Source organism: Pontixanthobacter rizhaonensis, from assembly GCF_012972675.1.
Classification (GTDB): Bacteria; Pseudomonadota; Alphaproteobacteria; order Sphingomonadales; family Sphingomonadaceae; genus Pontixanthobacter; species Pontixanthobacter rizhaonensis.
In genome coordinates this window covers 1-10,710 of sequence record NZ_JABCRE010000001.1, presented here as the reverse complement: position 1 = coordinate 10,710, position 10,710 = coordinate 1, and the positions used below count along the sequence as shown (strand labels likewise).

The window sequence follows — 10,710 nt, the reverse complement described above, 5'->3', positions numbered from 1 at the left end:
ACGCCAGACTGGTTGAGGCATTTGAAGGCGACGTTCTTCTCTGCCAGATTCTCGATGATCTGGTGAAGGTCGCCAACGCTACGAGCCAACCGATCCAATCTGGTCACGACGAGAACATCACCATCACGAACGAAGTCGATGGCATTGGCCAGTTCGATCCGATCCTTTGCCGACCGCCCCGACATCTTCTCCGCGAAGACCTTCTCACATCCCACTTCGGCCAGTGCGTCATTTTGAATGTCGAGGCTCTGCCCCGCCGAACTCACCCGCGCGTATCCAACCAGCATTCTCTGCTCCATGTCTCGTTTGCTTCTAGAGAACACGATTGCAGATGTTTCGAATCTGTCAGCAACTTATTTAAGACGATCATCCTGTCTCATGCCGATGTCCCGTCTGGGCTTACCTTCTGAGAGGAGGGCAATTGACTGCGCGGACCATTTAGGTGGGAGTCGGCGGGTATTCGGTCCAAATCACAGTGTCTAACTCTGCCAAACTTTTTGCCGGATGCTTCGGGTTCTGTTTCAGGGAAAGGCGCAAACGAAGTGCCAAGTCTAGATACCGCCCTCCCTCAGAAAGTCCAAATGCTCCGCGAAATCGAATGTCCGAAAGATAGCGTTGAACTGGCTTGTTCAAGACCGGATACTTCTCTGGGAACTCCAGACAAAGCATCTCGGAGAAAAACGCTTTTCTGGCTGGGTTTTTGAGTCTGGCGAGTCTGTCCATTTCGGCAACCACCACGTCATCACGATCGCCGTCTTTGGCATCAAGAACGCGAACGAAGCTCTTTGCTAGTGATTGAAAATTGGCTCGACTTCCTTGTCGCTCCCAACCTTTGCCTTGTATCCGCCCGCCTGCGCCGCCTCCCCAAAAGTTTGGTAAATCTCGATAGAAAGCTGCAGATGAAATCCGCCCATCTGCACACTGTCGGAATAACGAAATTAGATCATCTCGGTTGCGTCCATATTCCAGAAGGATTTTGCGTCTTGCTCTTACGGCAGCGGCACTACCTCGTGGCCTTGGTAGCCAAACTGGCAAGACATCAGCTTTCTGTGTGTCTGGCGAAGATGTTCTGCCCTTACCGCCGCGAGGCTTATTCTCACAATACTGATCTAACCAATCTTTCGAAACCGGAACCGCAAGCTCAGCGATTTCCTCAACCCAAGCGCCTGCGATCTCAAAATCTGATTCGGGAATCTCAATAAGAACATTTGCCTCACAATTACTTTCAAACGCGGCAAGCGAAAGATTTGATGAACCGATAATTGCAAAGGATCGACCATCTGCTTCGCGCCAAAAGACAGCCTTTGGGTGGAAACCATCGATCTGGTCTGCGACACGAAAATGCACCTTATATTTTGTCGGGACCCATTTGAGCACTGCTTCGCATGCAGCTTTGCGAGTGAGGCCAAAGTCCTTGCCAACTATCATTAGGAACTTGTGGCAGTTCTTGTTGAGCTTAGATTTGTAGCTCCAGTTCGTAAGATAGGCGCTGACAATGAAAAGCTCGGTAGCATTTGCGAAGGCTCGCTCGTAGGAATCCGGAAGAAGACTGCCTTTCCCTTGGGAATGCAGGAAAAGTTTGATCTCGCTTGTCTTCTTCATTTTTTGCCCCGACGACGTAATGGCTCGCGATTGAGTTGATGCCGATTTCTTATGCTAATCCAGCACTCCATTCCTCGTGAGCGAGAGGTTCCCGGTTAAGCTCATCGCGCAATGTGCGCCAATTTGGCAAATAGCGATCCAGTAGCGCGATGAAACGATCACCGTGGGATCGTTCAATGAAATGAGCCAACTCATGGCAAACTAAGTAGTCGAGACAAGCGGGTGGTTTTTTTGCCATCTCAAGATTGATCCAAACGCGACCCCCGATCGGGTTGCATGATCCCCACTTCGTTCGCATTCGCTTAATCCCCGCCTTGGGGCGCTGAACTCCAAGAGTCTCTGACCAGTGACCGACCAAGGGCTCCACGCGTTCTCGAAGTCGGTCGCGTTGCCATCGCTGGAAAGCCCTCTCCCGAAAATCTCGATCTGCATTTGCCGGAACCGACAGTTCGATCCGATCGCCAGCGACCGACACCATGGAACCGCCAGACTTTCGCACCAGTCGCATACGATACGGAACCCCAAAGTAGTAGTGGGTCTCTCCGGAGACATAAGCCCGCGCGCTTTGCCGAGCCTGTTCCTCGAACTTATTCCTTTGTCGCTTGATCCAACCCATGCGCGTTACCACCGCGAGCCGGATAGCCTCATCATTGACGCTCGGTGGGACGGCAACCCGAACACGCCCACTTGGCGGGTAAACACCCAAGTGGAGGTTCTTGATGGGCTTTCGAACAACCTCGACATCGATGCCACCTACCGAGAGATTTTGGCGCTCAATATTCATGCTGTTTGTGCACCAAATCAAAGATCACATCGGCGAGCACCGCATCAGAAACATGTCGCTGAATCGCACGACGGACCTCTCGCTCTTTGAACATGTTTCCTCGCCAATCCGCCTTCTTCGTTTGATGAATGTCATCATCAATCGCGATAGCGAGGGCTTCCTCTTGGTCGAGGTTGTCGTAAAGTGCGCGCTTCGCCGGACTATTAATTCTGGCAGGATAGCTACCTGATGTTTCGGGCGCAGATGCTTGCTTCGCCAACTCGACGATCTTTGCGAGATAGTCAGCGTAATCGAGCGCCTCCGCTTTCCGCTGCTCAACGAGCGCATCTAGCAACTCGGACATCTGCTCGTAATATTTTGGATTGACCGGAGATTCATCAATGATGAGCTTTCGGACGTTATTCTCGATCGTCTCTGCGACGGCTTCATTGTTGCCCCTGATCCCTTCAGGAAGCTCTTTCACAGCGTCGGCACCGCGCTCGACAATTAACTCCACCAGCGACATATCATCGAAGGCTGAAACGACTTCACTTTCCTCGGCACGGATATAGGTGTCGATCAGGTGCCGCATCGCGGGCTCGAAGGCCTTGAGGTCGATGTAATCACCGCTTGCCAGCTTCACTTCACTACGGACCTTCTCAAAGTGCCCGACTTCTTTTTTGAGTTCCGCAGCGGCCTTCTCGTTATAGCCGAGATCACCGAGATCGTTAGCAATATCGGAATAGGCGCGAATTAGCGAAGCAGTCAGTTTGTAGAGGGTCAGCCGCTTTGGCTCGTTCTCTTTCAATGCGTCCTTATCAGCAGTATCCTCCGCGCAAAAGAAATGCAGATATGCTGGCGTATCCTGTGGCATTGGAACAGGTTCGCATAGAGCGCGGATCGCTTCGAGCACTTCGGTCAGACGTTGCTGGGCCTTCGCCAAGCGATTCTCCATGAGGCCTTCCACATCTGCGGCATCGTAGCCTTCAAACGCGCCGGAGGTGTAGTCCGTAATCGCGCCTTCAAGGCTGCGGAACAGGTCCTTGTAGTCAATGATCTGGCCATATTCCTTGTCGTCCCCGTCAAGCCGATTAACCCGGCAGATCGCTTGGAACAGCCCGTGATCCTGCATCTTTTTGTCGATGTAGAGATAGGTCGCAGAGGGCGCATCGAAACCCGTCAACAGCTTATCAACGACGATCAGAAGCTTCATCTGGCCGGGCGAGTCAACGAACCGCTTCTTCACCTCTTTCTCGAACTCTTCGGGGTCCTTGCCACCTAGCATCCGTTCGTAGATGTCATATTTGCGCAACCGCTCGGTCAATCCTTCGCCGTCGCCTTCGCCTTTCACATCGCCGGGTGCGGGCTTGTAAGAGGTTACGATCGCGCACTTGTCTTTGAGCGGCGTTTTCTCGAATAGCTCGTAGAACTTGCAGGCCTCGTAAATGCTGCCCGACACCAACATGGCATTGCCGTGACCGCTGGCGAGGCGATCTTTCAATTCCATGTCCATCAGTATGTCAGCCACAATTTTTTCGACCCGCGACTGGCTGGAAAGCACCGCTTTCATTGTGCCCCAACGCTGCTTTAGTTGCGCTTTGGCTAGGTCGTTCAGTCCCTTGGTTTTTGCTTCGAACCACTGATCGATTTTTTGCGGTGACGTGATCTCCTGATCGATGTCGCGCGCTTCGTAGCGCAGATCGAGCACTACGCCGTCCTCTACTGCCTCATCGAAGCGGTAAGTGTGGATGTAGGGGCCGAAGACTACGAGACTGGTTTGCTTGTCATCCTTGAGCAAAGGCGTGCCCGTGAAGCCGATGAACATCGCATCGGGAAGGATGGATTTCATGGCTGCATGAAGTTCACCTGATTGGGTCCTGTGACACTCATCGACGAACACGAAGATGTCGCCCTTTGCGCTGAAATCGGAAGGCAGTGACTGGCGAACATCTTCTACGAATGCGTCGACGTCGGCCTCCTCCTTGCCGCCGAACTTGTGGACTAGCGAGCCGAGCAGCCAAGGCCCTGTATCGTTCAACCGGGCGATCAGGTCAGCACCGCTCTTGGTGCGGTGGATGTCTTCGTCCACACCCTTGAAGACCTTTTCAATCTGCTCATCGAGTTCAGTGCGATCGGTGATGATGAGCACGCGCGAGTTCTCGACATTCTCGCGAATCCACTTTGCCAGCCAAACCATGGTCAGGCTCTTTCCGGAGCCTTGCGTGTGCCAGATGATCCCGCCTTGCCGGGTGCGAATGTGCTCCTGCGCAGCGCGAACGCCGAAATACTGGTTGTGGCGGCAAGTCTTCTTGGTGCCCGCATCGAACACCGTGTAGTCGTGGATTACTTCGAGCAAGCGGTCCTTGCTGCACAGGTGGACCAGTTCGCGATCAAGCGGGCTTGTCGGCAGGCCTGCAGCTTCTTCCGGCTCCTTCCATTGTAGGTAATATTTCTCGCGGGTTTCCGTCGTGCCGTAGCGCAGTCCCTCGGTGTCATTGCCCGCCATGACAAGCTGCATGGTCGAGAAGAAGGGACGGATGAACATCGCCTTTTGGTTGTCGAGATTCTGCCGGATTCCCTCGGCCACCGAGACTGTCGAACGCTTGAGTTCGAGGACGCCCAGCGCGATACCATTTACATAAAGAATGATGTCTGGACGCTTGGTGCTGCTCTTGGCGTCGACCCCGGTGACGGTGACCTCTTCGGCAATGGCGAAGTGATTGGAGTCAGGATTGGCCCAGTCAATCAATCGAACCGTTTGGTAGTTCTCGCCTACCCCGGTCGCGACCTTCACGCCATAGCGTAGCAATTCATACACGGAGCGGTTCACATCGTATGATATGCGGGACTGGTCGCCAGCCACCCGCTGCAATTCGGTAATGGCGCGGGTGATCAATGCATCGTCGTAATGGCCCTCCAGCCACGCACGGAGGTATTCCTCTTCAATGTTGCGATTGTTTGGTCGATCTTGCCAGTCCCCCACATAATCATAGCCTAGATTCTCGCGGAATAGCTTTACGACACGATTTTGGGTCGCGCGCTCAATCTGGCCAACCTTGCTCATGCCAATCTGATCCGGCCCGTAAGGAGTTGCTGCATCATCCCTTCTCTTAGATGGCGCACTTTCGAAACCTTTTGCTCAAGCGCGCGCACTTCAGATTCCATATCTGACAAGACCGAAACGATGGCATCCCGCTCATCGGAGTCTACCGGGAAAGGCACTCTAAAGCTGCGTAGACTTGCGTTCGTGATCTGATTGATGGTCGCGCCAAGGTGCTCATGGATTTGCTTTTGGATAGTGTGTGATTGAAACTGATGATGCAGAAATGATGAGTGGGGCGAACGAAAAACCGACATAAATGCCCCAAAGGCCATTCCTACTGCGCGGGAATCAATGATCGCGCATTTACCAATAAGTGCGCGACTGCCATTACGAACACAGATCAGGATGTCGCCCTCGGCCACAAGTGCCCGCGCGGCGGCATCTGAATCGACGAATACATTGTCGTCGAACGACAAGTCACCGTTTTGCACATTTGAAGAGCGAAGAACGAGCGTTCCAGACTCACGCACATCAGACGGACTATAGGTTAATCCAATCCGGGGCTCCCCAAGAGAAGCGAGAGAGCGAACCTCCCAGTCTTCAGGAATCTCTCCGATCTCCGATTTAACTATAGGTGTAGTTGAAAACTGCGGCAGACGCGTCCGTCCAGTGAGAAGCTGCTGCATCGCGGCTTGCTTGATGTCGCGCTTCTTAGCGATCAGCGCGTCGAGTGAGGCTATGAGATCTTCAGCGCAGCGAAGGGCGGAAACGATTGCCTGTCGCTCCTCAATATTGTCCGTAAAAGGTATCTTGAAAGACTTTAAGCTGGCATTGGTGATCTGGTTGATCGTCGCGCCGAGATGTTGCTCGATTTGGCGCTTCATTCCAGCAGATTGGAATTGGCGAAACACGAAGTCAGCGAAAGGCGTTCTGTAAACGCTCATGAATGCACCAAACGCCATTCCGTCCGCTTGCTGATCGATTTGTGCACATTTGCCAATCAGCGCCCGACTGCCGTTTCTGACGCAGATAAGAATATCGTCTTGTTGAACGAGGGCGGGAGCCGCTACTTTAGGATCAACGAATACATTGCTATCAAGCGACAACCTTCCATCTTGCACGTTGGAGGATCGTAGAACTAACGTCCCGTGCTCTCGAACATCGCTTGGCTTATAAGTGAGGCCAATCTTCGGTTGTCCAAGCTCAGAGAGAGGAACCACCCGCCAGTCTCGCGGCAATGGCCCAAAGTCGGTTTGAGTGCATCCTTCCTTAACACTCATGGGGCAAAACCCATGCACTTGAGATGCTCGACCACCTTGGCTTCAAGTTTTGTCACTGCATCATTCAATACCGGCATTGGTAAGGCATAACGTTTAGTCAGCGCCTTAAGCCGTGTAGTCAGCATCTGCGCTGCCCGGTCCAATTCGTCATCAATCGAGCCAGACAAGGAAGCGATCCACTTGTCCTCGACAACTAGAGCTTTAGCGTCAGCATCAGTTACATTTGCATATTGTGCTGCCACCATCGCATTGAGCGCGGCCTGCGCTTGTTTGGCTGCTCGCTCTGCCTCCTTCTGGCTAGCTGCCAAAGCATTCCATTTCTGCAAGACTGTCCGCTCATCCGCCGCATCAGCATCGCTTTTGATCACCTTGATCCGCGCCTTCACGCTAGCGATGGTCAATTTGTCTGCATCTGTCTTCGCCTCAGCAAGGAGGCCATCCTCCCCAGCGTGCTCCTCTTCCAATTCCTCAACCTGCCGCCCAAAATCTTCGGCCTTGGATTCCAAAGCTTCAATCTCCGCTTGTTCTTTGGAGAAGTAGCGGGCGACGATGAGCGCAGGAGGTATCACTTCTGCCTTCAATTTCTTCGCGCTCCGGCCACTACCCAGAATCAGATCAGGGTCTTCGGTAAACTTGCCGTCGGCGTCCTTAATTAATTCGCGTAGCACCTTGGCTACAGGCCAGCCTTCCGCTGTAATCTGGTAGGCATCATCCTGCATCACTTCTGACCAGTAGGTCATGATGTGCTGGTAAGCGTCATATGCGTCGATCAGCGGGGCCTCCCGGAACCGGGCCAGCAAGTCTTCGGAGAGCGAATGGATCAAGCCAGCGGGATGATCCCCCTCATCGAACGTGCGCATCAAATCGATATTTGTATCGCGCCATTCAAAAAAGATGCCCCGGACCTTGGCCGCAAATGCCTCAAACTCGGGATGAGCATGGATCGTTGCACGCACTTCATTCGGTTCGACCTTGGCGGTAAGATAGCCGGGACGGTCACCGGGGCCGAAAAGATCATCGCGTAGTCCCGGCATGACTGCCCAATATTCTTGCAACGCATCAACATCACGCACCGGGATTCCACCCTTTAGATGCGCTTCAATATCTTGCAGGTCCTCTGCTTCCGATCCGTCGATGTAGCGCGGTATATTCAGGTTGCCGTCGTTCTTACCGATCTCGGCGAGTGGGACCATTCGCGAATAACCATCGATCTCGGTCGAGTTCTGGAAGATGTCGATGATCTTGTGAACGTCCTGCTCGCGCAGACGGTTCTTGTTACCGTCCTTCACGAAACTCTTCGATGCGTCGATCATGAAAATACCCGTGCGGGCAGCGGCATGCTGCTTGTCGAGGACGATTAAGCAGGCCGGGATGCCAGTGCCGAAGAACAGGTTTGCGGGGAGCCCGATGATGGATTTGATGTAACCCCGCTTAATTAGACCACGCCTAATCTCTGCCTCAGCATTCCCACGAAAAAGAACACCATGCGGCATGACAACCACGGCCTTGCCAGTCGATTTTATCGAAGCAAGAACGTGCATCAGGTAGGCGTAGTCGCCGTTTTTCGCAGGCGGCGTGCCGTAGGCGAAGCGTCCAAACTCATCATTTGCTGCATCGAATCCGGTTGACCATGCCTTGTCCGAAAAGGGCGGATTCGCGACGACGAAATCGAATTGTTTGAGCTTGCCGTCCGGCCCCTTGTGGTGCGGCTTCGACAGGGTGTTTTCGCGCCAAAGCTCAGCATCGGCAGAATTGTGAATCACCATGTTCATGCGCGCGAGCGCGAAGGTCGCCACATCCTTTTCTTGCCCGTAGATTGAGAGACCGTCGGGCGCAGCATCATTAGCTTTGAGCAACAAAGAGCCTGATCCACACGTTGGATCGTAAATCGTATTCTGGCGAGTAGCGGTTGCATCGATTCCGACCACCTTGGCCATGATCCGAGAAACTTCGGACGGGGTGTAAAACTGGCCTTTGCTCTTACCGCTTTCCGTGGCGAAATGACGCATCAGATATTCGTAAGCATCGCCAAGGATGTCGTCGCCCTCGGCTCGGTTCTTGCGGAAATCGAGTTCGGGGCGGCTGAAAATCTCCATCAGCTTGGACAGTCGATCCACCATGTCCTTGCCGTCGCCAAGCTTTGTCGGATCGTTGAACTTGGCATTGTCGATAACGCCGCCGAGGCCATTGGTTTCTGCCACCTTGGCGATGATCTTGTCGATCTCCTCGCCGATGTCCTTGCTGCCTTTGAGCTTCAACATGTCAGAGAAATGGCATCCCTCCGGCACAATGATCTGCGCATTGGGGTCGCTAAGCGATCGATCCGATACGTATTTCAGGAACAGCAGGGTGAGGATGTAATCTTTGTATTGCGAGGCATCCATGCCCCCTCGCAAGGCGTCGCAACTCTTCCACAACGAACTATAAATCTGCGATTTTTTGACCGCCACCGTCGAACCCCGATCCTGAAATGATACGCGCATTCAGTGCGTTCATCCGTGGCTTAATGAGACAATCCTAATGGGGCAATGAATATGCGGTGTCGGATTCACAGAGAGCCATAGGAATCTAATTCATACTGCTTTGCATAGTCGGGAAGGTAACTAGCATTGAGCATTTGAAGTTTTGATCGATATAGCCTCGAATCTCTGTGTTCATTATCATGAAGGGGAACGCTTGCGCGTTCGCCCTTGCCTTCATGTTCGTGCGCGGAACAAGTTCCTTGCCGAACCCTACGGCGTTAGATTCTCATTCAATTTTGAACCCAATACTCAGTTGATCATTAGGCCATATCTCGGAGGAGATAGTTCTCTATCCCCCCTCTCCATTGCGACGACACATGAATTGTCAAACGCACTGAAGAAGGGGGAGAGATCGCACCATATCTGCGGTATCGATAGGAAGTTTTAGTAGGCAGCGTCAGCGTCTATAGCTGGTGAGTGGTCGCCCTTGACCTCACGTTACTGCCCCTCTCCGAGCTAACGCTCGCGACGGTTATCCTTTAAGGAAGCATCCAAAGGCCGCGCAAAACTTCGATGACAGCCGATGGACCGAGGGTTGTCAGATATCGACATATCCCTCGTCTATCTGAAGCTCTGTTTATTCTGGCACTTCACGACCAGTCGGTGCTCTCCATTCCAATCTGGATACGGCCCTCTTTCGAGCGCCTGCAAAATCCTGCGATGTGGTTGTGCGCTGGGGTCGGCGCTCGCTTATTGCTTTTGTCCCCTGAGCTATGTTGTTGTCTCCATTCTATCACTGGGGGCATGGAGACGCATTAATTAAATGGCCGTGATCCGAAGAAATGGTGGAACGTGCCGCTGCTCAAATACGCCATCACAAATGGTTTGAGCCGCGACCCACGCGCCATGAACCTTCCTGAATGTAGCGTTGTCTGCGGAACCCTTGGCTATCAGAGCCGTGAGTTGTAGCTCCGCCGCCAGCAGCCTCAACGAGGTTAGCGACGCGTTCGCTGGATCGCCCTTGATTTGCGACATGTAGTGGGATGAGCGTCCGAGCCATTCGGTGCTAAACTCGGCTTGTGTCGAACATAGGCCGACGCCTTTCAGCATGTCATATATATCGGTTAGATCAGTCATGATTTCCTCCTGATCTATTTACCTGCGAGTTCAGGATGTAATGACCGGACTTTATTGTCGCTGATCTCACCCTCCTCTCAGAAGGTAAGCCCAGACGGGACATCGGCATGAGACAGGATGATCGTCTTAAATAAGTTGCTGACAGATTCGAAACATCTGCAATCGTGTTCTCTAGAAGCAAACGAGACATGGAGCAGAGAATGCTGGTTGGATACGCGCGGGTGAGTTCGGCGGGGCAGAGCCTCGACATTCAAAATGACGCACTGGCCGAAGTGGGATGTGAGAAGGTCTTCGCGGAGAAGATGTCGGGGCGGTCGGCAAAGGATCGGATCGGTTGGCTCGTAGCGTTGGCGACCTTCACCAGATCATCGAGAATCTGGCAGAGAAGAACGTCGCCTTCAAATGCCTCAACCAGTCTGGCGT

General features: G+C 53.1%; 8 protein-coding genes. 1 reads left to right on the top strand and 7 read right to left on the bottom strand.

Annotated elements, in window-relative coordinates; all coding sequences use genetic code 11:
• The 7 genes from HKD42_RS00040 to HKD42_RS00010 form a co-directional block, all read right to left on the bottom strand.
• The coding region (locus tag HKD42_RS00040; protein WP_170009153.1) for a recombinase family protein at positions 1–287 on the bottom strand (287 nt) is incomplete at its 3' end.
• Between the two features lie 151 nt (positions 288–438).
• Complete coding sequence (locus HKD42_RS00035) at positions 439–1,602, bottom strand: phospholipase D family protein (RefSeq protein WP_170009151.1); 1,164 nt, start codon at positions 1,600–1,602, stop codon at positions 439–441.
• A gap of 49 nt (positions 1,603–1,651) precedes the next feature.
• The gene (locus tag HKD42_RS00030) at positions 1,652–2,386 is read right to left on the bottom strand and encodes a M48 family metallopeptidase (RefSeq protein WP_170009149.1); all 735 of its coding nucleotides are present in this window, start codon (positions 2,384–2,386) and stop codon (positions 1,652–1,654) included.
• On the bottom strand, positions 2,376–5,429 hold the full coding sequence (locus tag HKD42_RS00025; protein WP_170009147.1) for a type I restriction endonuclease subunit R: 3,054 nt from the start codon (positions 5,427–5,429) through the stop codon (positions 2,376–2,378). Before HKD42_RS00025 ends, HKD42_RS00030 begins: the two co-directional genes overlap by 11 nt.
• A complete protein-coding gene (locus HKD42_RS00020) occupies positions 5,426–6,514 on the bottom strand; it encodes a restriction endonuclease subunit S (protein WP_343042088.1) in 1,089 nt (362 codons plus the stop codon). The genes HKD42_RS00025 and HKD42_RS00020 overlap by 4 nt, the downstream gene beginning before the upstream one ends.
• Positions 6,515–6,684: 170 nt before the next feature.
• Positions 6,685–9,138 (bottom strand): N-6 DNA methylase, encoded by a 2,454-nt coding sequence (locus HKD42_RS00015; RefSeq protein ID WP_170009143.1) that lies wholly within the window; start codon positions 9,136–9,138, stop codon positions 6,685–6,687.
• 831 nt (positions 9,139–9,969) lie between these two features.
• Positions 9,970–10,287, bottom strand: a complete 318-nt coding sequence (locus HKD42_RS00010; protein ID WP_170009141.1) for a DUF6626 family protein — start codon at positions 10,285–10,287, stop codon at positions 9,970–9,972.
• A 188-nt stretch (positions 10,288–10,475) separates the two neighbouring features.
• On the opposite strand from HKD42_RS00010, the gene HKD42_RS00005 reads away from it, so the two are divergent.
• Positions 10,476–10,710, top strand: a 235-nt coding sequence (locus HKD42_RS00005; protein WP_343042086.1) for a recombinase family protein, incomplete at its 3' end; no start/stop codon positions are given.

Coding starts and splice junctions, on each gene's coding strand:
- HKD42_RS00025 (WP_170009147.1), bottom strand. CDS start 5,429: ATGAGCAAGGTTGGCCAGATTGAGCGCGCGACCCAAAATCGTGTCGTA.
- HKD42_RS00010 (WP_170009141.1), bottom strand. CDS start 10,287: ATGACTGATCTAACCGATATATATGACATGCTGAAAGGCGTCGGCCTA.
- HKD42_RS00030 (WP_170009149.1), bottom strand. CDS start 2,386: ATGAATATTGAGCGCCAAAATCTCTCGGTAGGTGGCATCGATGTCGAG.
- HKD42_RS00035 (WP_170009151.1), bottom strand. CDS start 1,602: ATGAAGAAGACAAGCGAGATCAAACTTTTCCTGCATTCCCAAGGGAAA.